24 protein-coding genes are annotated in these 26,011 nt (G+C 53.5%); 10 read left to right on the top strand and 14 right to left on the bottom strand.

From position 1 onward, the window contains the following. Positions 1–5: 5 nt before the first annotated feature. Complete coding sequence (locus ACKI61_RS02490; RefSeq protein ID WP_407456233.1) at positions 6–2,135, bottom strand: hypothetical protein; 2,130 nt, start codon at positions 2,133–2,135, stop codon at positions 6–8. Between the two features lie 9 nt (positions 2,136–2,144). Beyond that, entirely contained in the window at positions 2,145–2,765 is a 621-nt protein-coding gene (locus tag ACKI61_RS02485) for an RNA polymerase sigma factor (RefSeq protein WP_407456232.1), read from the bottom strand. A gap of 180 nt (positions 2,766–2,945) precedes the next feature. Between ACKI61_RS02485 and ACKI61_RS02480 the strand changes: the two genes are divergently transcribed. Further along, on the top strand, positions 2,946–4,724 hold the full coding sequence (locus ACKI61_RS02480) for a thioredoxin family protein (protein ID WP_407456231.1): 1,779 nt from the start codon (positions 2,946–2,948) through the stop codon (positions 4,722–4,724). Here the strand turns inward: ACKI61_RS02480 and glgA are convergent, their stop codons facing one another. Further along, entirely contained in the window at positions 4,725–5,954 is a 1,230-nt protein-coding gene (gene glgA, locus ACKI61_RS02475; protein WP_407456230.1) for a glycogen synthase, read from the bottom strand. A gap of 220 nt (positions 5,955–6,174) precedes the next feature. Here glgA and rbr point away from each other — a divergent pair, with 220 nt between their 5' ends. Continuing rightward, positions 6,175–6,714: a rubrerythrin gene (gene rbr, locus ACKI61_RS02470; protein WP_072801206.1), complete on the top strand. Its 540-nt coding sequence runs from the start codon at positions 6,175–6,177 to the stop codon at positions 6,712–6,714. 166 nt (positions 6,715–6,880) lie between these two features. Here rbr and ACKI61_RS02465 read toward each other — a convergent pair whose 3' ends face one another. The 3 genes from ACKI61_RS02465 to ACKI61_RS02455 all read right to left on the bottom strand — a co-directional run bounded on the left by ACKI61_RS02465 (position 6,881) and on the right by ACKI61_RS02455 (position 10,442). Beyond that, complete coding sequence (locus ACKI61_RS02465) at positions 6,881–7,633, bottom strand: fibrobacter succinogenes major paralogous domain-containing protein (RefSeq protein WP_407456229.1); 753 nt, start codon at positions 7,631–7,633, stop codon at positions 6,881–6,883. Between the two features lie 181 nt (positions 7,634–7,814). Then, a complete protein-coding gene (locus ACKI61_RS02460; protein WP_407456228.1) occupies positions 7,815–9,461 on the bottom strand; it encodes an endo-1,4-beta-xylanase in 1,647 nt (548 codons plus the stop codon). Positions 9,462–9,563: 102 nt separating this feature from the next. Next, on the bottom strand, positions 9,564–10,442 hold the full coding sequence (locus ACKI61_RS02455; RefSeq protein ID WP_407456227.1) for a LysR family transcriptional regulator: 879 nt from the start codon (positions 10,440–10,442) through the stop codon (positions 9,564–9,566). Between the two features lie 125 nt (positions 10,443–10,567). Between ACKI61_RS02455 and ACKI61_RS02450 the strand changes: the two genes are divergently transcribed. Then, positions 10,568–11,134 carry an FISUMP domain-containing protein gene (locus tag ACKI61_RS02450; protein ID WP_407456226.1) on the top strand — a complete coding sequence of 189 codons (567 nt, stop codon included), beginning with the start codon at positions 10,568–10,570 and terminating at the stop codon, positions 11,132–11,134. 77 nt (positions 11,135–11,211) lie between these two features. After that, a complete protein-coding gene (locus ACKI61_RS02445; protein ID WP_407456225.1) occupies positions 11,212–12,894 on the top strand; it encodes a putative transporter in 1,683 nt (560 codons plus the stop codon). A gap of 198 nt (positions 12,895–13,092) precedes the next feature. Here ACKI61_RS02445 and ACKI61_RS02440 read toward each other — a convergent pair whose 3' ends face one another. From ACKI61_RS02440 to lysA, 3 genes are all read right to left on the bottom strand, one after another. After that, positions 13,093–13,842 carry a hypothetical protein gene (locus ACKI61_RS02440; RefSeq protein WP_407456224.1) on the bottom strand — a complete coding sequence of 250 codons (750 nt, stop codon included), beginning with the start codon at positions 13,840–13,842 and terminating at the stop codon, positions 13,093–13,095. A 177-nt stretch (positions 13,843–14,019) separates the two neighbouring features. Further along, entirely contained in the window at positions 14,020–15,189 is a 1,170-nt protein-coding gene (locus ACKI61_RS02435) for a ribose-phosphate diphosphokinase (RefSeq protein WP_407456223.1), read from the bottom strand. Positions 15,190–15,492: 303 nt separating this feature from the next. After that, positions 15,493–16,752: a diaminopimelate decarboxylase gene (gene lysA, locus ACKI61_RS02430; protein WP_407456222.1), complete on the bottom strand. Its 1,260-nt coding sequence runs from the start codon at positions 16,750–16,752 to the stop codon at positions 15,493–15,495. A gap of 448 nt (positions 16,753–17,200) precedes the next feature. On the opposite strand from lysA, the gene ACKI61_RS02425 reads away from it, so the two are divergent. After that, a complete protein-coding gene (locus tag ACKI61_RS02425) occupies positions 17,201–17,524 on the top strand; it encodes a DUF3392 family protein (RefSeq protein WP_407456221.1) in 324 nt (107 codons plus the stop codon). Positions 17,525–17,530: 6 nt separating this feature from the next. After that, positions 17,531–18,616, top strand: coding sequence for a hypothetical protein (locus ACKI61_RS02420; RefSeq protein WP_407456220.1), 1,086 nt, complete (start codon positions 17,531–17,533; stop codon positions 18,614–18,616). A gap of 71 nt (positions 18,617–18,687) precedes the next feature. Here ACKI61_RS02420 and ACKI61_RS02415 read toward each other — a convergent pair whose 3' ends face one another. Both ACKI61_RS02415 and ACKI61_RS02410 read right to left on the bottom strand, forming a co-directional pair. Then, positions 18,688–20,016: a GGDEF domain-containing protein gene (locus tag ACKI61_RS02415; protein ID WP_407456219.1), complete on the bottom strand. Its 1,329-nt coding sequence runs from the start codon at positions 20,014–20,016 to the stop codon at positions 18,688–18,690. An 84-nt stretch (positions 20,017–20,100) separates the two neighbouring features. After that, positions 20,101–21,201, bottom strand: coding sequence for a GDSL-type esterase/lipase family protein (locus tag ACKI61_RS02410; RefSeq protein WP_407456218.1), 1,101 nt, complete (start codon positions 21,199–21,201; stop codon positions 20,101–20,103). Positions 21,202–21,226: 25 nt separating this feature from the next. On the opposite strand from ACKI61_RS02410, the gene ACKI61_RS02405 reads away from it, so the two are divergent. From ACKI61_RS02405 to ACKI61_RS02390, 4 genes are all read left to right on the top strand, one after another. Next, a complete protein-coding gene (locus tag ACKI61_RS02405; RefSeq protein WP_407456217.1) occupies positions 21,227–21,691 on the top strand; it encodes a c-type cytochrome in 465 nt (154 codons plus the stop codon). Positions 21,692–21,775: 84 nt separating this feature from the next. Next, entirely contained in the window at positions 21,776–22,309 is a 534-nt protein-coding gene (locus ACKI61_RS02400) for an RNA polymerase sigma factor (RefSeq protein ID WP_407456216.1), read from the top strand. Positions 22,310–22,311: 2 nt separating this feature from the next. Then, entirely contained in the window at positions 22,312–22,680 is a 369-nt protein-coding gene (locus ACKI61_RS02395; protein ID WP_407456215.1) for a hypothetical protein, read from the top strand. Positions 22,681–22,684: 4 nt separating this feature from the next. After that, positions 22,685–23,326, top strand: a complete 642-nt coding sequence (locus ACKI61_RS02390) for a Spy/CpxP family protein refolding chaperone (RefSeq protein ID WP_407456214.1) — start codon at positions 22,685–22,687, stop codon at positions 23,324–23,326. Between the two features lie 133 nt (positions 23,327–23,459). Here ACKI61_RS02390 and ACKI61_RS02385 read toward each other — a convergent pair whose 3' ends face one another. From ACKI61_RS02385 to ACKI61_RS02375, 3 genes are read right to left on the bottom strand one after another with little or no spacing between them, the layout of a single operon-like run. Continuing rightward, a complete protein-coding gene (locus ACKI61_RS02385) occupies positions 23,460–24,569 on the bottom strand; it encodes a GTP pyrophosphokinase family protein (protein WP_407456213.1) in 1,110 nt (369 codons plus the stop codon). Between the two features lie 8 nt (positions 24,570–24,577). Next, positions 24,578–25,141 (bottom strand): HD domain-containing protein, encoded by a 564-nt coding sequence (locus ACKI61_RS02380; protein WP_407456212.1) that lies wholly within the window; start codon positions 25,139–25,141, stop codon positions 24,578–24,580. 15 nt (positions 25,142–25,156) lie between these two features. After that, on the bottom strand, positions 25,157–25,789 hold the full coding sequence (locus ACKI61_RS02375) for a hypothetical protein (protein ID WP_407456211.1): 633 nt from the start codon (positions 25,787–25,789) through the stop codon (positions 25,157–25,159). Between the last annotated feature and the right edge of the window lie 222 nt (positions 25,790–26,011).

Raw genomic sequence — 26,011 nt, 5'->3', positions numbered from 1 at the left:
ACCCATCAATGGACGATGATAAACTTTCCCTTTTTGTTCTTGGAACCGTCGTTGACGACATAGTAGTACACGCCCGGCGTAACCCACTTGCCCGACTTTTCGCGACCGTCCCATTCAAGCTTACCGCCGAGCAGGTCCTCGCCACGGAATGACTTGATCAGGGCTCCGCCCCGGTTGTAGATGCTCACGACGGAACTTTCCGAGACGCCTTCGATCGTAAACCTTGCATGGAGCTTCGGACGGAACGGGACCGGATACGCCTTGATTTCCACCTTAGCCGAATCGGTCATGTTCGCACGGGCATCCTTCAGGTCGTTTCGCTGGTAGTAGCTGACACCGTTCGTATGCGAGAACCAGGCGACACCATAGACCGGATCGATTGCCACGTCCCGTACATTGTTGTTCAGGAGTCCATTTCTTTCAGAGAAGTGAAGCACCGACAATGTGTCCGGAGAGCCTTTCTTCGAAGTCAGCCGGTATGCCCCCTGGCTGGATGTACCGACCCACAGGTTGCCATGGATGTCGGTTGCCACGGAAGTATAGTCGCCCGTATGCATGCCGTTCATGGAACTCGGCGAAATCAACGTGTCATTTTCCTGGTCCACGTAGAAGATGTTGGAGATGGAGACCATCCACAGCCTTGAAGCGACCGAGTCGTAGGCCATGTCTACAGGAATCGGGCCTCCAATCCTGTATGTCTTACGCGTTCCGTTAGCAAGCTCGCCACCATTTGTCTTCGGCGCAGGGAACCTGAACACATCCAAATCCCCGATGTCGGAAATGTCCATGCCTTCCTTGGCACCCACATAGATGAGCCAGGAACCATCTTCGTCGAGCAAGGCATAGATGGCTCCCGCAACGGGCTTCGAACCGACCTGGTTTGCACAATGGACTTCACCGTCGTTCGTAAAATAGGCGATGCTGTAACCCTTTTTGCTGGAGGTCGCCACCAAAAATCCGGAGTTATCCGGCGCGGGGACAGACCCCCACGAAACCGAGTAGTTCTCTTCAAAGTTGTCAAGGCAGAGCCCATCGTAGGGGGTATAGCCATATTCCAGATGAGTCATCGATTCCGAATAGATCTGATAAGCCATGCCCCAGATGTGGAAGAACACGTTGCCATTCGGCAGGGCAGACAAAGTTTTCAGCACGGAAGAATAGGAGCCGTAACCATTATAGGCAAAGAAAGGGACATCCCAGCCGTACATGTTGCCAACGGCCAGCTGGCCGTCGCTCGATGCGGTCACCACGTTGCCAGAAGGAAGGCCAATGATTTCATAGGTGGAACCGATAGCAAATGCGCCATAAGAAGTCAGGTCGGTAACCTTTGAAGATCCCTTGGGGCAAAAGGCAACCAACGAAGAGCCGACCAAGAAGTAGCCTGAGCCACATTCGAAATTCCACAGGACAGTGCTTGTATCGGCATTGAAAAGGATAGGATCCGAAAGCTTCTTGCCCCCGACATTCAACGTAGACTTGTCCCTAGGTTCAAGACCCTTGACAACCTGCGTTTCCGGGAGAGACACCCAGGAGCCCGGATCGCTCAGGCGCCTATCGGAAGAAAGTGTTTTCCACGACATCTGGCGCACAAAGACAGCACGGTCGGTCTTTACATAAAGGGAATCGCCGCGGACCAAGATGCCTCGGACGGGATTTGCCAACAGTTCGTACGAGCCTAGACGTTCAACGGTTAGAATCGAACGGTTTTGCGTCAAATCATAAAAGGCAAGCCTGTCTTCAAACGCGACAACCAGGACACTGCCGCCAACTTCGGCTACACCGGGAACCACACGCACATTGTTGCCGACGTAGGAACGGTTCACCACCTTCCAAGAGAGTGCCTCCGGGTTGAACGCAGCGACGGCGCCGTACTCGGATATCGCAAAGATCCCTTGATCCGAAGACACCAGGGCATAAAAAGAGGATGTCTCAAGCCCATGTTCGGAATGGTACACCACATCTGCATCCAGCGAACGGTAGCGAACGCCGCCATCTGTCGCAAGCATAACCCCATGATCCCCATAAAGAATGGCATCCCTTATCGGAAAGGGGTCGGAAAAGGCACCCCAACGGTCGGCAGCAAACAGCTCCACCGAAAAGAGCAGTATCAATATGGATATCGGAAATAACTTCACTCCCTAAAATTACGAAAATTCACTTGCCCGCGTGAGCAAATCTTCCAAATTCAGACGAGAACTTTCGCTGTTTTTTAACGAAGCCATGTAGATATCCTTCTTTTGGCGCATCTTCTTCAACGCTTTCGATTTCCTTTTTGTGAAGGTACTCCGCTCAACACCGCAAAAGAGGCTCGCCTCGGTAGTGCCCATCTCGCCAATGCAGGAAAATTCAACCGCAAGCTTTTCTGCCGACGAAAGATCCTCCATCAGGTGATCCAAGGTTTTCCGAACATACTTTCCGCGACGATCCTCGCAGACTTCCTTGGCTATGCTTGGCAATCCACGCGCATGGTACTCTATGAACGACTCCGAAAAATGGGAAAAGGGTATTACCGGCAACACTCTGCGGTTCATGTCGCAAAAGGCGTTGTGCACCACCGCCCTAAACCAGGGATCGATGGGTCGTTCCAGGTCCAATGTCGCGGCAGACCTGCATAAACGGAGCGCAACTTCCTGAAATAGGTCTTTCGCGCGTTCCGTATCGCTACTCTGGCTCCGACATAGTTTGTAAATTTTAGGAGCATTCTTGCTCCACAACTTTTCAACCCACTGGGAGGGTCGCTCTGTTAAAATTCTTGATTTGGACATATCGCAAACCGGAATTTTGACAGCATTCTTTCAGTTGAAACAAAATATATGAAACTGGATTTAAAAAAACGAACAGGGCTCGCATTTTGCAAACAACTGTTTGCAGCTATCAACAGTTTTTTTAGTTTGGTGGTAATTTTCGCAGTTTATCCACAATCTGTGCGTGCTCAGGAATTCAACATGAACTCGATGCCGCCTCCGGAAATGTCAATGGAGTACAGCTTGGGCACCCTGAAGGAAGGCGGAAAGCTTGCCGTGAGCATCACCATCCCGGGCAAGTGGCACGTGAACGCAAACGAAGTGACCGACGAATTTCTGAAACCCTCTTCGATTGAGGCCAAGGCTGCAGGAATTGAATTTGGCGAACCCGTATGGCCTGCACCCATCAAGGAATACAACGAGGCGCTGGAACTTGAAATTTTAACCTTCCGCGGAACATTCACGGTTATGCTTCCGGTAAAGGCTGTAGACGGAGACTACGATAGCGTCGGGACAGAAGTCACCTTCCATTATCAGGCCTGCGACAATTCAATTTGCCTTGCGCCCACCAGCAAGACGATCCGCTTAAACGGGCAGCTGGGTGACGCCGGAAGTTCTGCCAAGAAAGCCGTTAAGAATGTGGACGGCCAAAATGCCTCAACAGGGAGCGCTGCCCTTATAAGTGAAGGCGCCCCGAAGAACCTTGAAAATTCCGCAACAGAGAACCGCGCCGGGGTCGCGGCACTCCTTTTTTTCGCGTTTCTCGGCGGAATCATCCTGAACCTGATGCCGTGCGTTCTGCCGGTACTTTCGCTCAAGCTCTTTAGCCTGATCAAGCAGGCAGGCGAAAGTCGCGGACGGCTCCTCGCCTTGGGAGGAGCCACGACGGCGGGAATCCTCATGAGTTTTTGGGTGCTAGCCGCCGTCGTCGCCGCCGTCAAGGCCGGCGGCGGGTCCGCGGGCTGGGGAATGCAGTTCCAGAGCGCAGGATTCATCGCCTTCATGACAGTCATCCTGGCAGCTTTCGCAATGAGCTTCTTCGGAGTTTTCGAAATCTGGCTCCCGTGGAACGCCACCACCAAGATGGATGCCGCGGGCAAGAAGGCTGGACTCGGCGGTGCATTCTTCACAGGCGCACTCCTGGTGCTTCTGAGCACTCCCTGCTCGGCACCCTTCCTCGGAACCGCCATGGGATTTGCCTTTGCAGAGTCCACCCCCGTATTGTTCATCTTCTTTACCGCGGCTGGGCTAGGTCTTGCGCTCCCCTACATGCTCGTGAGCGCCTTCCCGAAAATCCTCAAGGTATTCCCAAAACCGGGCCCGTGGATGGTTAAACTCCAGAAAGTCATGGGCGTTCTGCTTCTCGCGACTGTCGCATGGCTCCTGTGGCTTGTGAACGAACAGTCGGGAATGGCAGGAGTTGGACTTTTCACCATCTTGGTCTGCGCAAGCATCCTCTGCAGCGTTGCCATCGGGAAATTCGCCCCGCCGGGAGTCACCTTTAGCCGTGAAGCCTCCACCATCGGCGCAAGCGTCGTCATCCTTGTTGTCGCCTGGTTTGCAGCCATCGGCCCGCAATACGAAAGTGTCGCCACAGAACATTTCAACGCCCGCATGCAAGAGCAAATGACTGCCGACGGCTGGTACCGCTACAGCCCAGCCCTAATCGAAGAATTCGCAAAAGCGAAGCGCACCGTATTCATCGACGCGACCGCCGACTGGTGCCTCACCTGCAAGACAAACGAAGCCGCAGTCCTCAACCGCGACGATTTCCGCCATGCCATGGACAGCTTGAACGTGGCGCTTGTAAAAGCCGACTGGACCCGCGAAACCCCCGAGGTGAATGCTTTATTGCGTAGCATGGGAAAATCGGGCGTGCCCGCTTACGCCATCTACCCCGCCGGTGATGCCTCAAAACAAATCGTGCTGCCGGAATTACTCACGACAGCAGCGATTGTGGAGAAAATTGTAGGAAAGTAACTACCGTTTGCCTTCGCGCTTATAACGGTCAATGCATTCCTGGTAGAAGTCGAAGGTCTGCTGGGCGATCGACTTCCAGCTGAACACGTCAATGGCGCGCTTGCGGCTCACTTCGCCCATCTTCTTTGCAAGTTCCGGATTTTCGAGAATCTTGTTGAGCTTGTTCGCAAAGTCGGCCTGGAAAGCACCAGGGTCAGCCGGTTCAAAATCCGTCTCGGACTTGGCCTTGAGCGGCACCAGGAATCCGGTTTCGCCGTCCACGATGATTTCGGGAATGCCGCCCACCGCGGAACCCACCACCGGTGTGCCGCAGCTCATGGCTTCGAGGTTGATGATGCCGAACGGTTCGTAGAGCGAAGGTGTCGCGAACACGGTTGCATGGCTGTAGAGCACGCGGAGTTCTTCGTGCGGAACCGCTTCTTGAATCCAGACGACGCCGTCGCGGGTCTTCTGCACCTCTTCGATGAGGGCCTTACATTCGTCGGCAAGTTCAATGGTATCGGGGGCACCGGCACAGAGCACCACCTGGGCACTCTTGTCGATCTGCGGAATCGCCTGGATCAGCTGGCTGATGCCTTTCTGGCGCGTGATGCGACCCACGAACAGCACATAAGGACGTTTCGGGTCTACACCCCACTTGGTAAGGATTTTTTCGTCGAAAGTCGGCGCATAGAAATCCGGATCGATACCGTTGTAGATTACCTTCACGCGGTCTTCGGGAACGCCGTAAAGTTTCATCACGTCGCGTTTCATGCCCTCACTCACGGCAATCACGCCGTCGGCAGCTTCGTAAGCGGTGCGTTCGATCCAGCAACTCATGGCGTAACCGCCGTCACCCAGCTGCTCCGCCTTCCACGGACGGTGCGGTTCCAGCGAATGCGTCGTAAGAATCAACGGGCACTGCAGAAGACGGCTAGCGAGCACGCCGCCAAAGTGGCTGTACCACGTATGGCAATGAATCACGTCGATATCCTTGAGCGAGGCCGCCCACTGGAGATCGATATCGAGCGGCTTGAAAATTTTCTGGAAGCGGTCGTCTTCGGGGTTGAGCCCGAGCTTGCGCGAAAAGCCGAGCGCGTGGATATTGTTTTCGTCCACGTTCTGAACTCCAAAGCAGCGGGCCTCGATGTGGCAAAGTTTCGCAAGTTCCTGGGTCAGGAACTTCACATGAATTCCTGCGCCACCATAAATTTCTGGCGGGAACTCATTGGTAAGAATAGCAGCATTCATACGATAAAACTCCAATTTCACTAATAAAATAGCTTTGTTTTTCACCATATGCAAAAGTGTAAGTAAAATGTCCTATTCAAATTTGAGATATCCCCAACGAATCCACAGACTTTTTTCAATTTTTTTCGACGCTCTTAAGTTTATCCATAAAGAATATGTTATATTCAGACTAGGACACATACAAGGGCCAACAGGCCCGCAACCCAAAGAAGAGGAATTTATGGCAAACAAGTACGCCGGAACCCAGACCGAAAAGAACCTTCAGGCCGCCTTCGCTGGCGAATCCCAGGCTCGCAACAAGTACACCTACTTTGCAAGCTGCGCCAAGAAAGAAGGCTTCGAACAGATCGCAGAAATCTTCCTGAAGACTGCCGAAAACGAAAAGGAACACGCGAAGCTCTGGTTCAAGGAATTAGACGGTATCGGTGACACCGCTGCTAACCTGAAGGCTGCTGCCGACGGCGAAAACTACGAATGGACCGACATGTACGAAGACTTTGCAAAGACCGCCGAAGCCGAAGGCTTTGCCGCTCTCGCCAAGAAGTTCCGCATGGTCGCCGCCATCGAGAAGCGCCACGAAGAACGCTACCGCGCACTCCTCAAGAACGTGGAAACCGCAGCAGTCTTCGAAAAGAGCGAAGTCAAGGTATGGGAATGCCGCAACTGCGGTCACATCGTCGTGGGCACCAAGGCCCCGGCCGCATGCCCCGTGTGCGCCCACCCGCAGTCCTTCTTCGAAGTCACTGCTGAAAACTATTAAGACCGCTCGGCTCTATCGCATCAACAAGAATGTGATATCGCCTCGCTCTCGCAACCACGCCTCGTTAATACGAGGCGTTTGTTGCTCACAAACAATGCTGCATTTAATAGCAATAAGAAAAACCCCGCGATTTTATCGCGGGGCATTTTCGTCTATGCAGAAATTTTTAGTCCTTAATGCAGCGCACGGAGAGGCCTTCGTCCTTCATGAGCGAGCCGCCACCAAAGCCGAACATGCTCGACACGGTCCAGATGCCGACATTGCGAGGACCACCGACAACATCACGATGGTCTTCGTCCGCAGTCCAGAAAAATGTCTTTTCGCCAAGTTCTTCATAACCGGTAAAGTTTTTTCTTCCAGCGGGCAGCATCGCAAATCCGAAATCATCCGTAGCCGGATAATACGATTCGTTCGGCCACGCATCCTTGGCGCGGACAACCGCACCTTCGTCGTTGCTTTGTTCTATAGCGTAGTTCGCTACGAAGTCGTAGAAATCGCTCCATTCGGCTTCGGACGGCATGTGGAATCCCTCGGGGCAGTTGCCACGCTGCACCCCGGTCAGGTTTGCGTACTCAGTCTGGTAGGATTTATCAATTCCCATCGCCGCAGTCCAGCTGTACAGACGGCCATACTTATCGCAATTTTCCGCATTGTCTTCGTAGCACCAGCTGTCGTCCTTGATGTTGCAGGAATAGTAGTTCAAGTTCTCTGCCATCCAGACCTGCGAGCCGACAGTCGTAATCTTGTAGACATGCCCGTCGCGGCTATCGCAGATGGTGCCTTCTTCAAGCGTTGCGGGGCACTCCGCCTTCACGGCTTCGTTGCAAGCCGTAGATTCGCCGTTATCGCTTGCAGACGTAGAGTCACCACAGGCGGTGAATGCCACGGAGAAAGTCAAGGCGCATGTAGCCGTTGCCATTTTATAGAAATTCTTCATTGTTTCCTCACTATGGTTTGTGGAGTGAAATATAAAAAAGAAAACCTCCCTGATAAACCGGGAGGCTCTTTTAGGAGTAGATTGCTTCTCCACAAAGAGGATAACTCTACTAAGGCAACAAGTTGCCTTAGTATCGTATAGCTTCGCTCGCAATGACGTTGAGCTACTTTAACTCAACCATTTCGGACTTGTCGCCGATGGTTACTTTGTACTTGCCGGGGTAGCCGCGGAACTTCACGACACCGTTTTCGTCGGCCTTGAACGTTCCGTTGGTGGTCCACACCTTGTGCCACAAGTCGTAAATGAGCTTGGCGGCGGGCTTTTCGCGACCGTCCATGGCCACGATGCCGCCTTCCTTGACCCAGTGGCGGCCATCCCAGAAGCCCCACAGGATAATGCCTTCGACCGCCGGGTGACTGAATGCGATGCGCAGGAACATTTCGTAGCGCTTGGCCTGTTCTTCTTCGCCGAAGTACATGCCCTTCTGCCAATCGCCAAAGTCAAGTTCCGTGACCTTGATCGGGAGACCCAAAGATCCGAGCCTATCGAGGCGCGCCTTGATGAATGCCGGGTTCAGCTGGCGGTCGCCAAAGTGGCACTGCACGCCAATACCGTGTACAGGAACCTTGCGTTCGAGCATACCCTTCACAATTTCGTACAGGCGGTCGGTTTCACCGGCGGACACCACGTTGTATTCGTTGATGAAGAGGCGCGCATCGGGGTCGGCGCGGTGAGCCCAAACGTGGGCGCTATCCAACAGGTCCCAGCCGCACTTGTTAAAGATGAACGGTTCGTGGAAAGCTTCGTTCCACACGTCGTATTCCTTGATACGGCCCTTGTATTCCTTCACGTCGCGGGTGATGCGTTCCTTGATCTTTTTCGAAATGTCCTTGCAGCTGCCCTGGTTACTGAAGTGCTTGTCGAAGCCGTAACCTTGGTGGCCCCACACGAGCGTATGGGCGCGGAAACCCCACTTGTAATCGTTCACGTAATCCAGGTACTGCTTGAATTCTTCGCGGCGGATCTTGCCCTTCTTGGGTTCGTAATCGGGCCACTTGAACTGGTTCTCAGGCACGCCGTACCAGAAGTACTTATTGGCGGTTTTGCGGTACCAGGTTTCGACGCTGTCCTTAGTCGGGTAGAGAGCGAGTGCTGTTCCGAAGGGGAACGCGTGTCGCATGAGTTCCACCTTCACCTGGGCGCCGGGGGCAGCCTTAAGCGTCAATTCCTTCTTGCGCAGGCTGTCAATGCGTGCGGCGGAATTGTTGTACCAGCTCATGTCATCCATGCCTTCGATCTTCTCGATTTCCACATCATCCATCTGGAGCCAGCCCTTGGCGAGTCCCACGTGGAAAGTCACGTTATTCACGCCGTAACCCTTCTGGTCGGCAAGGAAAATCATGGAATATTCCTTCCAGTCCTTGGTAAGCATGAACGAGGCGCTTTCCTTCTGACGGTAGTCGGGAGGACCACCCTGAATGATGGCGTTAATGGGCATGTTGCCCTTCGCCTTGAAGGTGAGCTTGTAGTAGGCGGAGTCGGCGAGCCACTTGGGCGGCTGCAACTGGAGTCCCCAAGAGGGGTTCGGCAGTTCGGTCACTGTGACCTTGACACCTTCGCTTCCGTCAATACCGAGCCCCATTTCGCCGAGTTTGCCTTCGTACTTGGCAGGGCCATCGGGATTGTTCCAGATGTACCAGCCGCCATCACCGTAAGACAGATCACCGTTGGTAAGGAGCGGGGCTGCCATAAGAGCAGAAGTCCCCACAGAAGCGCCGATGGCGCACGCAGTCAAAAGTTTTTTAATCATAAACATCCCTTGTTTTTTCACAAGAATGAAAATACCCTTATTTTCCGCAGGGTGTTACAGAAAAAGAGACAATTTTGTATACCGCTGTATCAATTGTTTGCTTTACTTGGAGTTTTTTTTCAACATCGATACCAAGAACTTGAAGAACGCTTCCGTCCGAGAATTGTCCTGCTTGATCTTCACGAGCGTAATCACGATATCGCGCTTAAACTCCGCATCGGTAATCTTCAAGAGCTTGATTTTACGGTTGTTGATCTTACCCCAAGAGAATTCAGGCCAGAAGCCCACGCCGAGACCGCTTGCAATGGCATCCTTCACGGCAAGGGCGTTGTCACTTTCGAAAACGACATGCGACTTGAAACCGATGCGGTTGCAGTAGTCCTCGCAAATGGTATGCAGCTGCTTGGAGCCGTAAAGGCCGATGAAGTTGGTATCGCCCAGTTCATGCAGCGAGATGCTGTCGCGCTTCTTGAATTCAGCCGTATTGGGCACCGCCAAGTAAATGTTCTCGGAGCACACGAAGGTTTCTTCGTCGGGGTTTTCCTTTTCAGGCTTATGGTAGTTGGCGAAAGTCTGGATGCAGATATCGTACAAGGTGGACTCTTCACGCTGGACAAGGTAGAAGCGAAGGTCCGGGGCCTGCTTTTTGAACTGCACGACGGCATTGGTCACGAACGAAGACGCGGCAAGCACCTTAAGGCTAACCGTCACGGTCTGCGTATCAGACTTGGCGCGGAGCCTTGCGGGGAGAGCCTCGATGTCTTCGTAAAGCGGCTTCACCTTCTTATAGAAGTAGTTACCTGCCTCGGTGAGCTTGATGTTTCTGCCACTCGACTGGAACAGCTTTACGCCCAGTTCGTCTTCGAGCTTGTGGAGTGCATGCGTGAGCGCAGGTTGCACAATGCAGAGCGTCTGAGCGCTCTTGGTCACATGTTCGGTACGCGCCACTTCCAAGAAATATTTGATATGCGTGAGTTCCATTTGACGGGCTCTCCTTTTCGATTCATCAAAATAATTGATTGTTTCAATATAAATAATCTATTAGACATCGGCAAGAAAGTGTTCTAAATTTCGGCTTGAAAAAACAACACCCCAAGGAGTTTTCCATGAAAAAGATTTTTAAAGCCGCTGTACTTGTTACCACCACACTTGCTGCCGCCATCGCTTTCAGCGGTTGCGAGCAGGCAAATGTCTGCAACTACGACGAAGCCGCGAGCACGCTCTCCTGCCCCGAAAAAGTTTACAAGACCATGAAAATCGGAGAGGCCGTCTGGACCGCCGAAAACATGGGCACCTACATTCCCGACTCCAGCGTGTGCTACGGGAACGACCACGCCAACTGCGACCAAATGGGACGACTCTATACATGGAATGCCGCAAACACGGCTCTCTGCCCAAGCGGCTGGGCACTCCCCACCCAAAAGGACTACCAGGCAGCCTTCGGCAAGGCAACCGTCGAAGAGCTCAAGAAGGCGAGCAGCTTCAACGTGAAATTTGCGGGATTCAGGTATTTCGATGGCAAGTTCGCCGACAAGGACGCCAGCGCAAGCTACTGGACAAACGAAGCCTACGACGACTCCAGAGCCTATCTCGTGCGCGTCACCGACTCCACAATCACCTACGAGCACTTCAACAAAAGTATCGCAGCCTCTGTCCGTTGCATCAAGAAATAATTCTGAATTATATTTATTAGCCTTCCACCACCTAGACAACCAAACCAAAGCGCCGTAGGCGAAATCTCAAGATCACTATGAACTGGTTAATCGACTTATTCACGAAGCCCTCGGTAGGGCAACAGGTTGTGGCGATTGCGCTCACGGCCGCCATCGGCCTCATGGTCGGCAAAATCAAGGTCAAGGGAATTAGCCTCGGGGGCGCAGGGGCTCTCTTCGTGGGCATCCTGCTCGGACACCTCGGCCTCCGCGTCGAAGGCAACGTCCTCCACTTTATCCAGGAATTCGGCCTAATCCTTTTCGTGTACACCATCGGCATGCAGGTGGGCCCCGGCTTTATGGATTCCATACGCCGCCACGGCCTGGTGCTGAACGTCCTTTCGACAGGAATCGTGCTGCTTGGCGTTGTCGTGACGCTTTGCCTGTATTTCTTTACCGATATGCATAACAACGTACCCGTGCTCATCGGAATGCTCTGTGGCGCCGTCACGAACACGCCTTCCCTTGGAGCCGCTAACTCAGCCTTTGCCGCGGCCGGGGTGGACACATCCCTTACGGGTATCGGGTACGCTGTTGCATATCCGTTCGGCGTCATAGGAATCATCCTGGTGATGATTCTGATGCGAGTCATCTTTAGGCAGAATCCGGCCAAGGCAGCCGAAAGCTACGCCAAGGACATCGCGGCGAACGCCAAGGAAATCGAATCCTGCAGCCTTACGGTTGACAATCCCAACCTGTTCGGAGTGACGCTCAAGGATATCCCCGACCTGATTTCGAGCGGAGTCGTGGTCACGCGTCTCCTGCGCAACGGGAACATCACTACCCCGAACGGAAATACCGTCATCGTGGAAGGCGACAAGCTGCATATCGTGGGCATGCCCGAAGCGGTCGCCGCCATGGAAAAGATTATCGGACACCGCCTCGAAAAGCCCATCACGCATGTAACGAGCAACGCCGACAAGCCGATAGTCGTCAAGACGATCCTCGTCACCAACAAGAAAATTCTCGGCCGCACCATTGAATCGCTCGCACTCGCGGAACGCTACGGAGTCAACATCAGCCGCGTGGTCCGCAGCGGATTCAAGTTCACGGGACGTCTCGACCTGCGCATCAAGTTCGCAGACAAATTAAGAGTCGTCGGCACCGCCGAAGGCATCGAAGCCGCCGAGAAGGAACTAGGCAACTCGCTCACCGCGCTTGACCACCCCGAAATATTGCCCGCGTTCCTGGGGATCTTCCTCGGAGTCATCGTCGGAAGCATCCCGCTCGCCCTCCCCGGAATGCCGACACCGCTGAAGCTCGGTCTCGCCGGAGGCCCGCTGATCGTGGCCATCCTCCTCAGCCGCAAACGCAAGATTGGCCCGCTGAACTTCTTCATGGCGAACAGCGCAAACCTCATGCTCCGCGAATTCGGCCTCACGCTCTTCCTCAGCTGCGTCGGCCTGAACGCAGGCATCAAGTTCTTCGACGTGCTCCTGAACGGCGACGGACTCTACTACATGGGACTGGCCGCCATCATCACCTTCGTCCCGCTCGCCATCATGGCTACCGTCGGCCACCTGGTCTTCAAAGTCAACTTCCTTTCGCTCTGCGGCGTACTCGCAGGCGCCACCACCGACCCGCCCGCCCTCGCCTTCGCGAACAGCCAGGCTGACAGCGAAGCAGTGAACATCGGCTACGCCTCGGTCTACCCGCTCACCATGCTGCTACGAATCTTGAGCGGACAAGTGCTCGCGATTCTCTTGCTGCAAGCGATGTAGGCGAAACGAATAGCCGAACGGTCTTTGTGAGCAGCAAGCGACTCGTATTGACGAGTCGTGGCCGCGAGAGTGAGGCGATATCACATTGTCTAGGTTCATTTGAGCCGAACGGTCTTTAAAGTACTCCACCAAGAAACAGCAAAGGCTCCCCTTTTCGGGGAGCCCTTCGCTGAAATACCTTTAGCTTTCGCTAGGGAATTACTGACCCATATTGGAGAAAGCCGCGATCATCGCCTTATAGTCAGCACAAGACATTGGTGCGTCTGCGTAGAAATACATCGTGATGCCTTCTTCGCCAATATCACAGGCTTCGCCACCAGCCGGGCATGCATCAAGAAGTTCTTCGCCTTCTTCAGCAGCGCATTCAGAAGCCATAGCTGCAGGACCTTCAGAACAAATACCAGCCTTCATGCAACCGACCGTACCAGTAGCAGGTTCTTCAGCAACAGGATCAGCCGGAGTTTCTGCAGCAGGATCAGCCGGAGTTTCAGCAACAGGATCAGCCGGAGTTTCTGCGGCAGGGTCTGCCGGAGTTTCTGTGGCAGGATCAGCCGGAGTTTCTGCGGCAGGGTCTGCCGGAGTTTCTGTGGCAGGGTCTGCCGGAGTTTCTGTGGCGGGATCGGTCGGGGTCTCAGTGGCGGGATCAGCCGGAATTTCTTCGGCAGGCTGCGACGCAGCTTCACAGGCGGCAATAGGACCTGTAACCAGCGATCTCCAAGCATTCACGCCATCGCACTGCATGGTGTCATTCTTGTCTTCAATCAGAACCTTGGCGCACTTGTTTACCGTTGCAGAACATTCATACTTGTCGATGTCCATAAAGGTCGGAACGCTTGCCGGGGCGGTATTGCCGGATGCCGGAGAGCCCGAGGAACTGTCATCGCCACAAGCAACGAAAGAAGCCATCGCAACGGCAGCAAGGGGGAAAAGAACTTTTTTAGAAATCATTGTTACTCCTTATTTATAAAGCAAATAAAATGGATAAAACGAAAATTAAATAATTATTTTCCCAAAAAGGAATTTTTTTCAAAAAAATATAGATAAACGTTGTTGACAACAACAACAAACCCCCAAATGAAAAGTCATCCAGGGGTTTATTCATTTGTGTATAATTTTAGTTACAAACTAGAAGAACTGAGGGGGCCAACGCGGGTTCTTCGAGGACATGTCAATCTTGTAGAAGTCCTTCTCGAAGCGTCCGTCGTCCAGACCGTACATCTGCATCACGTGGCGTGCGATCCACTTGCCGAGCTTCATCACGGTGAGCTTCTTGCGGAGGCGGCCCTGGCAGTCGCGGTTCATGATGTCCGGGAGCGTAGACGTCGTGAGGATTTCGTCGATGGCCGGGCTGTTGAGCTTCTCGCGGGCCTCGGGGCTCGTGTGGAAGTGCGTCACGCCGAAGCACACGCGGTTCGGATTACCCTTCTTGATGTGTTCGCAGCACTGCACGATCGTCGTACCGGTACGCACCATGTCGTCGAACACGATGACGTCCTTGCCCTCGATTTCCTCGATGCTGATGTCGGAGAGTTCCGGGTTGAAGGTCATGCTGATTTCGCGTTCACCGGTACGGACCTTGTCCATCACCACGCGCTTGCATTCCGGCAGGTCAAGCGCCTCGTAGACGGCGTTCATGAACGGGCGTGCGCCCTTGTCCGGAGAGACGATCACCAGGTTGTTGCCGTCCTTGCCGGTCTGCACGAAGTTGCTGTTCTTGATGTAGTGGGCGTAGACGTCGGTCGGAATCAGGTTGTGGAAATTGTCCTTGCCGAAGATGTCGGCAAACAGGTTCTGCACCTTGATGCTGTGGTTGTGCACGGTCACCACGGCGTCGACACCGGACTTCTTCAGGAGTTCGGCATAGAGGAGGCTCGTGAAGGCCTGACCATCGAACTTCTTGAGGTCGACATCCGGACGGTCCTTTTCGAGTTCGCCGATGCGGTGGGGGCCTCTGTCCTGAGCGCTGTAGAACAGGTCGGGTTCAACAAGCACCACCTGCTCGGCACCGTTGTCCTTCGCGGCGCGGGCCAGGATGCAGTTGCGCATGGCGTAGTCGTTACGGCTGCGTTCATGGTTCGAAACCGAGCAAATCAACACGATCTTACCTTCCAGACGGCGGCCGATATGTTCCATGTCGTCCACGTCCAGCATGTAGCGGGGGCAGAATTCGGAGTTTGCGAAGGTCTTCAAGGAGACCACGTCGGAAATATCTTCACGGAGGCCGATGTACTGGGCCATGTCGATGGCGAACGGGTCATCAGTGAAGTTGCCGGTCACGATAAAACGATCTGACATTTTGTTGCCTTGATTTGAGGGTTGAACCATTTGGTACAGGCAAATATAGAATATTTCAATACCCGAATTCAAGGCTGTCTTACAATAGGCGACTTTTCAAAAAAAAGACTTTCGCCATTATTTGACGAAAGCCTTAAAAATAAAATGATGCTCACATTTTGATATTGATTTAGAAACAAGCAAGACAAGGCGCGAGCTCCCGTAGCGTACTAAAACGTACGTGAGGGAGCGAGCTATACGACACTTGAGGCGTAGCCTCTTAGTGAGAGTTATCCCCTTTGGGGAAACGCCGTAATGCGCCGTTTATAAATCAATAATCCTGTCGTTCTGCAACAGCTGTTCAAAAGTCTGCCTTTCGCGAATGACCTTGAGTTCGCCGTTCGTGTACATGGTCTCGGCGGCGTAGCGGCGGCTGTTGTAGTTACTGCTCATGGCAGCCCCGTAGGCGCCTGCGTCATGGAGAATCAACAAGTCGCCGACTTTTGCCTTCGGGAGCTTGCGGGTCACCACGAAGCCACCTTCTTCCTGCGTGAATACGTCACCGGATTCGCAGAGCGGGCCCGCCACCACTGCATCGACCATCTCGTTCATCTCGCGACCGTCGCGGGCGATGATGGAAATGCCGTGATAGCTCCCGTAGAAGCTCGGGCGAACGAGGTCGGTAAAGCCCGCGTCCAGCAGGTAGAACAAATTATCGCCCTGTTTTTTGACGGCGCGGATTTCAGCCATCAGGTAACCGCTTTCGGCCACCAGGTAGCGACCGGGTTCCACTTCAAGGTGTACCTCGTGACCGATGCTCTGCTGAATACGCTTGCGGGCATCGTCCCACAGCTTGTAGTAGGCGTTCACGTCGATGCGGTTGCCCTTGTCTTCTTCGTGATACGGAATCGGGAGACCGCCCCCTGCACTGATGGTGCGAAGGTGAGAGCCCAGGCGACGGCTAGCGTCCACCATCGCGTCGCAAACCTGCGAGAGGTGCTCGAAGTCGGAGCCGGAACCGATGTGCATGTGGAGCCCTGTAATCCACATGCCGTTCGCCTGAGCGAGCTTGATGCAGTCCTTGATCTGTTCGTGCCAGATGCCGTGCTTGCTGAGGTCGCCACCGGTGTTAGTCTTACGGGAATGACCGTGGCCAAAACCCGGATTCACGCGGATGGTTAGTTCGGACTTCACACCGAAATCAGCAAGCTGCTGGATCATGTCCGGCGAGCCCACGTTCACGGCGATGTCATACTTCTTCACGAGTTCAAGAGCGTCCTTGTCGAAGATGTCTGCGGTGTAGACAATTTCAGGAGCCTTGCCCTTCTGCTGACCGCCCTTGAAACCCGCCTTGAGGGCACGCACGATTTCGCCTGCAGAGACGGCATCCACCACGCCGCCCAACTTGCGCACCAGCGCTACGATGGAGAGGTTCGGGCATGCCTTCTGGGCAAAGCGCACGGTGTCAAAAACCTGGACCTCCTTGACGCGCTTCTCGATGGTAGCGCGGTCATAGAGCCAAAGGGGGGTGCCGTACTGTTCGGCAGCACCAACAAAAACTTCTTGAGGAATAGAATAGTTCATGGAAACAAATTTAGCAAAAGGCAAGAACCCCGCAAGCCATCCCTATGCCACTCACTCACCCACACCGCCACGCCATAAGGCTATCCGTCCCGAATGTTTTACAGAAAATGAAAAAGAGGAGCAACCTAATGAGACCCAACTCCAAAGCCCATTCACTTTCAAAAGCGATTCTGTCGCTATTCCTAATCCTGCTTACCGCGGTCACCTCGTGGGGAGCAACAAAACAACTCGGTGATTACACCTTCGATGCGGATGGTGACATATACCTGATTAAAAGCGCAACCGACTTATCTAACTTGGCGGGTTATAACAACAAATATATCAAGCATTCTAAATTGGGGCTAAACATCCCCATAACCTCCAGGGGGCTAACAGCCTCCAATTACGGAGTACGGGAAAAAGGGAACGCACCATTGCGCTCCCTTTTTCTTTTTAGTATTTTTATACCATGCAGCCCTACATCCACCAGTTTGCAAACTTCTTGCGGCTCCACATGGATTCCATTTCGGTGGGCCTTGTCGCCACGATTCTCATCATCTACGGCGGCTACATCAACAACTACTTCAAGAAAATCACGCGGAGCATCCCGTTTCTTGGAAGGTTCGCGCTGTTTGTCGTGCTGTGCAGCGCGGGCTATGCATTCTTGTCGTCGCAGATGGTGCGCCTTCTGAAAATGTTTCTGCGCGGACAGGCGGACATGCCGCTCATTGGAATCATCGCAGGGGCGTTCGCACTGCTCGCCTTCTTTGCCCGCAGCGGAAAGGACATCTAAAGCTCCATGATGACAAGCAGCGACATTTTCAACGATGCCGTCCGTAGTGCGATGAAGCTGAAGGACCTCTCGCAAGACGAGCTCTATGCACGACTCGGTTATTCCCGCAGAACGCTCGTCGACCACTTTTCGGCAGAGAAGCAATGCGAAATTGAATTCCTGCTCGACGCCCCCGCCACAGACCTTTGGAACATTACCAATGGCGAAGACAAACTTGCACTGGAGCAGGCAAGATGTTCCTTCGAGCATCGTTTCCGTTCTGACGAATACATTTCCTGGGCACAAAGGTTTCCTGTTCGAGAGCTGCAAAGCCTCGGCTTCATCCGCAAAAGCGACGGCATGAGCTTCACCCAGAAATTCAGGTCAGGATTGTTGCCCCGCGAAATCATGAAGTTCCTGGGAGTCGCATCCGTCGACGGCTGGAAAAAGAGATACGCCATCGTGCAAAATTCGGTGAACCCCTACACCTATTCCGCATGGATTCGCCTAGGCGAACTCCAGGTGAAAACACCCTCCAAAGAGATTTTCCTGTACCGCGGGATCATTGCAAACAACTTAAAATTTCTGCGCAGAAATTCCGAGCCCCTCCGACAAAGCTTGCGGAATACCGTTGTCGAAACGCTTGAAAAATGCGACATCCGTGTTCTGCAGGTTCCTGCATTCATCTCGGCTCCGGCACCTAGGAGCGCCGTCTTCTGGAAAGGGCAGCAGCCCATCATCCAACTTTCGACAGCGCCCATGAGCGACAGTTCCTTCTTGGAAGCGGTCTACCACGCTGTGGGGCATATCCTGCAGGAACACACCAAAAGGCCTTGTCTCATGCTACCTGCCGCAGCGAAATGTGCGACCAATCCCCAATCTAGCGATGATAACCGCTATTGCGCCGAAGCCTCGCGCATCGCCGAAAGCCTTCTAATGACCGAAACCGAAGAATGCGAAATCATCTGCTGCGGGCAGTTCGCCAAAAAGGAGTGCGTGGATTTCTTCGCAAGAAAATTCCAGATCAGACCGGGAATCATCGTGTCGCGGCTGCAGCAGCAAAACAAGATTCCCGCCAAGAGTCCGCTCAACGCGTTTAAAGTCGCCGTTTGATAAAGCACCAAAAAGAGAAGCCCGTCATGTAGTTGACGGGCACAATAAATCTCCGTAAATGACTAGGATGTTTAGCGGGTGTGCCTGAAGGTTGCACTCGTCACGCGGTTGCGGCCGTTTTCCTTGGAGGCGTACAGGGCCTTGTCGGCGCGCTCGAACAGGCGCTTCGGGTCTTCGCCTGCAATCATCTCGGCAATACCGAAGGAGCAGGTAATCTGTTGCTGCTTGATAAGCTGCGTGCTCTCGATGGCCATGCGAAGCTTTTCGGCAAGGAACTGCGCATTCTGGATAGGCGTGTCTCCGCAAAGGATTACGAACTCTTCGCCGCCCCAGCGCACCAGTGCGTCGGTGTTACGGATCTTGCTCTGGATGAGTTTTGCAAGGTTCACCAGCACCTCGTCGCCCACGATGTGGCCGTAGGTGTCGTTCACCTGCTTGAAGTGGTCGATGTCCAGGATCACGAAAGACACGGGGCTGTCGTTCTTCTGCAGGTTCTCCTGTTCGCGCATGAGCACGCTGCTGAAGCCCGCGCGGTTCAGGCACCCGGTCAGCGGGTCTTCCTTGCTGGAACGCTCGTATTCGCTCTTCTCGATTTCCAGGGCGCGCAGGTTCTTTTCGAGCTCTTCGCGCTTCTTCTTGTTGGCGGCACGTTCGCGGCTGTAATCGAAGAAGCGAATCACCAAAATCACGAAGAAGGTGATGAACCATAGAGCGACAAGGGCGGTCGCGAGTTCTTCCTTCTCAATCTTCTTGCCCTTGAAGCAGAGCCCCTTGATTTCAAGAGTGCCGTAGCCGAGCGGGGCGTTCGTACCCGTCTGGATTTCAATCAGCGGAATGTTCGAAAGGTCGACGCGGGCCTTGTGGACGTTGATTTCGTTCTGGGCGACCCACCAACCTGCCACGCGGAATTCCTGCGGGACGAACACTGCCGGGTAAGTTTCTTCCAGCGGGAAGAATTCAATTTCGTTGAACTTGAGCGAAGTCTCGTCGCCGGGGCGAGAGAAGGTGCTGTCGTAGCCACGCATGTAGAGACGGACCGTTCCTTCGCCGCGGGGCTTTACCCACACAAAAATGCTGTCGAACTTAGAAAGGTCCTTGCCGCGGGTCTTGCCGTCGCCAAGGAAGATCTTCACGCCCACGTACGGGTAAGCGTAGCCTTCCTTCAGTTCATAGTCGACGATGATGGAAGAGTCCGTGCGGGAAAGCTTGACCGCAGAGGCGCCACCATCGGCAGAGTCCGTTTCCGCCATCAAGTAGGGATAATCGGACAGGTAAAGGGGCTCGATGACATCTAGGCCGTTCTGATACGCGAACAAAGCGATGACCGTTACAGCCAACAGCACAAAGATCAGGAGATTCATCCTGAACAGCACGTATATCTTCTCAAAAATCCTAGACATAATCGTTTTCCATCTTTATTCCCCACTTAAATATATAAAAAAGACCAAAAAGACAAGAATAGTCCCTTTTAAGTGTGCGTAAAATCACCTAGAAAGCCAGCCACCCAGCCTAGCAACGATGGAACGGAGCGTCCTTGCCAGGTCCGCCTGGGAATGTTCGCTCGGATGCCCGTGGAGAGCCGTGTTTTCGGTATGGACTTCGACAAATTCCAGATCCTTCTTTCCAAGGGCCTTTTGGCTGTCGTAGACGGCCTTGACCGTCGGGGTCATGTCGTCGTTTGGCCACACCTTGGTGGACACCAGCAGGAACTTGACACCTGGATGCGCCTTGCGGAGCTTTTCAAGCAGCGCCACATAGGCCTTCTTGTATTCGTCCTTGTCGGCGTAGGGCGGGTTGCCCTGGAAATCATTGATACCGACGAAGATGACGATGACCTGCGGATGGAAGCTTCCGAAATCGTAGCGCAGGCTCTCGTCGGGAACGCCCTTGTCGAGGTCTTCGGGGGCAAGCCCCGGAACGGTGTATTCGTAGAGACGGGTCACCGGCCATTCCGGCACGATGTTGTCATAGTTGCGCACCATTCCACGCCCGCTAAACGCATTGATCTGGAAGTCCGCCCTGAAGCCATCCGCAAGCAAGAAAGCGTAACCCTTGGAAGAGTTCGTCGTCTTGAACACGAAGGAATCCGGGTCGCCAAGCTGGCCTTCTACCCCGTAGCCCACGGTGTAGGAGTCACCGATGAACTCGATGCGCCGGTTGTTATGCTTGGGCGGAGCAAGGAACTTGCCCGACTTGTCGGTTGACACCTTGTAAAGGTGGATTCCGCCCGGGTTGCTTTCGCTGATCTTGATCAGCCGATACAGGTGCGGACTGGCAGTACCGGTCGTTTTTACTTTATACACATCGCGAGCATCCGTCGAGATGACGGCAATCTGCTTGCCGTCTTCGTCTATACGGAAGCGGGCTTCGCCCGAAATTTCAAACAGCAGCTCCTTTGCCTGCGCATTGAACTGCACCATGGCGGCCGGGGCACTTGTACGGCTGTATTCCTTGCCGTGGTCCCAGCGACCGCTAAACAACAGATTTTCAGAGAAAGCACCCACAGTGACCTCTGCTCCCAAAGATAATGCCGGCAACAGCGAACACGCCGCCAAAGCCGAACGGATCCATTTCAAACAACGCATACTGGAATATTACTAAATTCAACTCATGTTCTACAAAAGGGCAACATTATTGGCGGTTCTTTTTGTAACCACCTACGGGCTATTGCTGGGCGGGGCGGCCTTTGCTTCTGCCAGCGATTCCGTCAAAGCGGAAAAGCCTGTGCCAGGTTCCCCTGGCGACACGCTCACGCGGGAAGATGCCCGCATGGCGCTCTTGGTCTACAAGCTGCTCGACAAGGACGGGAAAATCAAGGGAGCAAACATCAAGCGCGGCGAAAAGCTATTCATGCAGAACTGCAGGCCCTGCCACGGAGACGACGGGCACCGTTTCAACTTTTCGCTCTACTACGAAAAGCCCGCCTTTATTGGCGACCGCGCCCGCGATGACATGCCCACCTTCTGGTACCAGGTGAACTTTGGCGACCCTGAACGCAGCATGGAAGCCTATATCGACGAACTTACGCTCGAAGAGCTCATCGACATTGCGGGTTTTGCGCAAACCCTGCCCTAAAACCGACGACCCGCCGCAAAATTTTCATTTTTTATGCAACCGGAGCCGCCCCCTAGGCATCAAAAGGGTACAATGGACGAAAAAGTGATTCTTCAACATCTCCTGGAAGGTGGACGCGAAGCCTTGGCCCTGCTCTGGCAGGCACACAGCGCAAACGTGCTGAACCTCGCCTTCCGCATGCTGAAGGACCGCGACCAGGCCGAAGACATTCTGATGGATGTCTTTGTGCAGGTTCCCAAGGCCGTCAAGGGATTCCGCGGACAGTCCGCTCTCGGCACGTGGCTTTTCAGGCTCACGGTAAACGCCTGCCTCATGAAGCTGCGCGCCCAGAAGCGACACCACGAGCTCGAAGAGGACAACCTCGACGCCATCGTGGAATCGGCGCTCGGCCAAGGTGACGCCAAAAGCGAAAGCTTCGACCCGGAACTGCTTGAAGCGGGACTAAACGCGCTCAACGCCGAAAACCGCAGCATGCTCTGGCTCAAGGACGCCGAGGACCTAGATGTGAAGGACTTGGCCGAAATCTTCAGGATGCCCGAAGGCACCATCAAGGCAAGGCTCAGCCGCGCAAGGAACTTCGTCCGGAACTATTTGAAAGAACGCAAGAAAGGAGTGTAACCATGAGCGAAAAAATCGATTTCTCGAAGCTCGAAAGACTTACTCCCAGGGGCGATTCCTGGGCTAAAGTCTGTGAGCGCCTGGATGCAGAAGCCCGCGCTACACCCAAGGGAAAAATCATCTCGATTAAGGCCTGGTACAGCGCCATCCCGCTAGCGGCAAGCATTGCGCTCGTCGCCCTGACTGCGCTTCTCCCTTCTATCTCGAACAACGTAGAAGGAAACGGATCCATTTCGACCGAATATGTCGCCATCTACAGCTCGACGCCGGGCGAAGTCTCCAGCTGGTATTCCAGCCTGGGCAACTCAACGAGCGACGACTTCGAGACCCTAGAAGAAACGGTCGGTTTCAGCTATTTAACCAAGGAGTAACACCATGAACGGAAACAAACTATTCGCCGTAAGCATTGCCGTACTTGCACTCGCCCTGGGATTTTTCCTGGGAACTCTCAAAGGCGGATGTTGCTGCGGCGGTATGGACATGTCCTGCTGCAAGAAAGGGGCCCCCTGCGAACACAGCGCCATGAACGCCCCTTGTGAACACGGCAACCATCACATGGGCAAACACAAGGGCCCGCATGGAGATTTCAAGGGCCCCGGCCCGAGATTCAAGGGCAAGATGGACTTTGCCGAAATGGATTCCCTGCTGCAGGTGACGCCGGAACAGAAGGCAGCCATCGAAGCGAGCCGCACCAAAGGAGATTCCCTGTTCAAGGATCTCCGCAAGAACAAGCACGAAGCCGAGAAGGCCCTTGGCGAAGCCCTTGAAAGTGGCGACAAGAACGCCATCGAAACGGCAAAGGCGAAGGTCCTCGACGCCGACAGGGCTCTGCTCGAACACCGCATCAATGGCGTGCAGACGCTTGCAGGCATCCTTTCGAAGGAACAGTTCGACAAGTTCAACCAGTTCCACAAGGAACAAATGAAGAAGTTCCGCGAATTCAGGAAAGGCCCGAAAGGACCGCATGAAGAACACGGCCCGCACGGTAACCCGCCGCCAATGCCCCCGCAGCAGTAATAAGCTTCAATCCCTCCAAAAAAGCAAAGGTCCCCAGCAGCAATGCCGGGGGCTTTTTTATTTCTACTTGAGATCCTTCGACTCGTTTCACTCGCTCAGGATGACACAATCGGGCTGCACGCACACTTTCGCGTTACTTTTTCAAGAAGGCTAGGTTCTGCGATACGCGGAAAAGACTTTCGGCACGGTGCTTGTTGCTGGTCGACACGCCATTGAGCGTTTCTAAGAAACGAGTCAATTCAAGAACGCCGCCCCCCTGTTTGAGCACATGGACAGAACAGAGGGCAATCACGCCGAGTGATGAATTGATGATGTCGAGATCCGTATTGGCGAGCTGGAACGCAGCAAGCTGGTAGGCATCTTCAGAATCTCTCTTGAGAAGCCTGTCGATATCGCCCAGCGTCTTGAATCCGAAAGAGGCGAACACATTCAAGAAACGGGATAGCGATGTTTCATGAATTTCAGCCTGGTTGATAGAAGCGATGCGTCTGTTCAGCATATCGAACGGACGAAGCTCCAGATAATTGCTGAACGAGTCGCCGTTCAATTCCACTTCGTCGAAGCTTCCCGAACTCACTAGGGACTGCACCTGGCGTCGGTAATCGTTGATACCCGAACGAATCTGACTAAACTGTTCGTCAATCAGTTCGAGCATTCCCGCGATGCGGTTCAAGTTGCGCAGGTATTCCCTGGGGACTTCGAAACCGGACTTGTAGCCGGTATCGTGGTCGAGCACCGCCCAGGCATGCTGCAGCACCGTTCGCATCTGCACTTCAAAGCGGATTTCGTTCAGCTGCGGGCACTCCGGATCAAAGAATCGTTCCTTAGGTAAGCGACAGATATAGTGCAGGGAATTATAGCCGAAGCTGTTAATTTCGTGCATTCTGCGCTTGTCGATACTGTTTTCCCAGTCAATTTCAAAGGTGCGGCTCACCAGGGCGGCGATTTTGTCGACTTCGTCGCTGTAGAAGGTGATGACGCGGACGCCAAGAATATCGGTGAGGTCCGAAAGTGACGAGTACTTGCCGGACTTTCGTTCGAGCTTGCCTACAAGGCTGTCTTCAGCCTTGACGCGACCTTCAATGGCGTTGATATAGATTTTGTTTTCAGCGACACTTTCTTCAAGGGTATTCTTGACTATACCGAGCAGCCTTTCAAAGACACTGCGCTGTTCGCGGTAGTCTTCAAGGATCATCGCCTCGTTGTGCGACAGGTTATATTCTTTCGGGGTTTCTGCAGTCATGATTCACCCTACTTGGCAAAAACCTTGTCGATCGTCTCGGTAAATTCCGCGTAGGCGAATGTCCCCTTGAGACTAGAAAGCGCGCGCGCAAGTCCGCGGAAATGCCATTCGTGCGAAGCGGCATCCTTTACGCAGAACAAGTCCCATACCTTGTCGCCTATGGCCTGGTAATCACGGTAGATGGCGCGGATGTTGCTTAATTTGTCTGCAAGCGCTACAATTTTGACTTCGTTAGTTGCCGAAGACAAACGTTCAATCGCTTCTTCTTTACGAAGGCGCCAGCTTTCTTCGCGGGTCTTGCCTTCGAATTCGATATCGGATTCTGCTTCAACAAGTTCTGCCACCCTCTTGCCGAACTCTCGTTCGACATCCTTGAGCGTCACCGCCGTGTCTTCAACGGTATCGTGCAATACAGCAGCGGCCAGGAGCTCCTGGTCGCTTGTCATGGTCGCCGCAATCGACACCGATTCCAGCGGGTGCACTATGTAGGGGAAACCTTTCCCCTTGCGTTCGACGCCCTGGTGCGCCTTGACCGCAAAAACAATTGCCTTATCGAGAATAGAAGTATCCATGTCACTAAATGTATATTATTTGGCGAACAATTGCTTGGCGTCCCAGCCGTAATCCTGATACATCGTGACAAAAAGGTCGTTCGCCTTGACGTAGTCGCCAATCATCTCGGCGCGTTTGCTTTCGCGGAGAGCATCGTTTCCCGACATGTTCTTTTCCCAATCATCGTAGTGCTTGCCAAAGATTTTCTTTGCGCTTCTGAGATAGCGCGAGCCATCCTCGACGACATCTACCCGCTTGACGACATAGCCGCCATCACCCGTTTTTTTCAGGTGAGCAACCCCCGGATATTCACCACCCGAAACGCAGAAGAGCGTGTTGCCGCGAAGCTCGTAGTTGAGCACCCAAAACGAACCCCAGACTAGGGTTTCGCCAAACTTGGCCGGTTTTACCGCCAAAATGTTTACGATGGGGATGGTCACGTCGGACTTGGCGTAGTGCTTTCCGAATTCATCTACGACATACGCCGATATGGCGGCTTCCATCGAGTCGTTTCCGGCATAGCTGTAGGCCGGGAGCCTTGAAGATTCGACAGAGCTTTCCGCCACCGCTTCGCCTTCGCTTGAGCCAAGCTGTTTAAAATTGCCAGCGGCATAGCCAAAAGACACGACCGCAACCATCGCGACCAGGAATTTAACGCTCATTTTCATAATGCACTCCTTTGTGGCTGATTCCTATCAGCACGGATTGTTTTTCCTTTTCACACTATGAATATACATCTTTGCATCCATATTATAAAATGCATTATTCTAATCATTTTAATCAATTATTTATATAAATAGACACTTAGCCAAATCAATCAATTTTTATTATCAAAACAATGAAAATTATGCATTTGACTTTATGAATTTTCGAAGATAAATTACGGATGT

Origin of the sequence: Fibrobacter sp. (genome assembly GCF_045601785.1) — a bacterium.
Lineage (GTDB): Bacteria > Fibrobacterota > Fibrobacteria > Fibrobacterales > Fibrobacteraceae > Fibrobacter.
Note: the sequence above shows the minus strand (reverse complement) of the source record. Positions and strands in the feature narration are given on the sequence as shown.

Excerpts from the sequence above, each read along its gene's own strand:
- ACKI61_RS02485 (WP_407456232.1), bottom strand. The coding sequence starts at position 2,765 with ATGTCCAAATCAAGAATTTTAACAGAGCGACCCTCCCAGTGGGTTGAA.
- ACKI61_RS02480 (WP_407456231.1), top strand. The coding sequence starts at position 2,946 with ATGAACTCGATGCCGCCTCCGGAAATGTCAATGGAGTACAGCTTGGGC.
- glgA (WP_407456230.1), bottom strand. The coding sequence starts at position 5,954 with ATGAATGCTGCTATTCTTACCAATGAGTTCCCGCCAGAAATTTATGGT.
- rbr (WP_072801206.1), top strand. The coding sequence starts at position 6,175 with ATGGCAAACAAGTACGCCGGAACCCAGACCGAAAAGAACCTTCAGGCC.
- ACKI61_RS02465 (WP_407456229.1), bottom strand. The coding sequence starts at position 7,633 with ATGGCAACGGCTACATGCGCCTTGACTTTCTCCGTGGCATTCACCGCC.
- ACKI61_RS02460 (WP_407456228.1), bottom strand. The coding sequence starts at position 9,461 with ATGATTAAAAAACTTTTGACTGCGTGCGCCATCGGCGCTTCTGTGGGG.
- ACKI61_RS02455 (WP_407456227.1), bottom strand. The coding sequence starts at position 10,442 with ATGGAACTCACGCATATCAAATATTTCTTGGAAGTGGCGCGTACCGAA.
- ACKI61_RS02450 (WP_407456226.1), top strand. The coding sequence starts at position 10,568 with ATGAAAAAGATTTTTAAAGCCGCTGTACTTGTTACCACCACACTTGCT.
- ACKI61_RS02445 (WP_407456225.1), top strand. The coding sequence starts at position 11,212 with ATGAACTGGTTAATCGACTTATTCACGAAGCCCTCGGTAGGGCAACAG.
- ACKI61_RS02440 (WP_407456224.1), bottom strand. The coding sequence starts at position 13,842 with ATGATTTCTAAAAAAGTTCTTTTCCCCCTTGCTGCCGTTGCGATGGCT.
- ACKI61_RS02435 (WP_407456223.1), bottom strand. The coding sequence starts at position 15,189 with ATGTCAGATCGTTTTATCGTGACCGGCAACTTCACTGATGACCCGTTC.
- lysA (WP_407456222.1), bottom strand. The coding sequence starts at position 16,752 with ATGAACTATTCTATTCCTCAAGAAGTTTTTGTTGGTGCTGCCGAACAG.
- ACKI61_RS02425 (WP_407456221.1), top strand. The coding sequence starts at position 17,201 with ATGCAGCCCTACATCCACCAGTTTGCAAACTTCTTGCGGCTCCACATG.
- ACKI61_RS02420 (WP_407456220.1), top strand. The coding sequence starts at position 17,531 with ATGATGACAAGCAGCGACATTTTCAACGATGCCGTCCGTAGTGCGATG.
- ACKI61_RS02415 (WP_407456219.1), bottom strand. The coding sequence starts at position 20,016 with ATGTCTAGGATTTTTGAGAAGATATACGTGCTGTTCAGGATGAATCTC.
- ACKI61_RS02410 (WP_407456218.1), bottom strand. The coding sequence starts at position 21,201 with ATGCGTTGTTTGAAATGGATCCGTTCGGCTTTGGCGGCGTGTTCGCTG.
- ACKI61_RS02405 (WP_407456217.1), top strand. The coding sequence starts at position 21,227 with ATGTTCTACAAAAGGGCAACATTATTGGCGGTTCTTTTTGTAACCACC.
- ACKI61_RS02395 (WP_407456215.1), top strand. The coding sequence starts at position 22,312 with ATGAGCGAAAAAATCGATTTCTCGAAGCTCGAAAGACTTACTCCCAGG.
- ACKI61_RS02390 (WP_407456214.1), top strand. The coding sequence starts at position 22,685 with ATGAACGGAAACAAACTATTCGCCGTAAGCATTGCCGTACTTGCACTC.
- ACKI61_RS02385 (WP_407456213.1), bottom strand. The coding sequence starts at position 24,569 with ATGACTGCAGAAACCCCGAAAGAATATAACCTGTCGCACAACGAGGCG.
- ACKI61_RS02380 (WP_407456212.1), bottom strand. The coding sequence starts at position 25,141 with ATGGATACTTCTATTCTCGATAAGGCAATTGTTTTTGCGGTCAAGGCG.
- ACKI61_RS02375 (WP_407456211.1), bottom strand. The coding sequence starts at position 25,789 with ATGAAAATGAGCGTTAAATTCCTGGTCGCGATGGTTGCGGTCGTGTCT.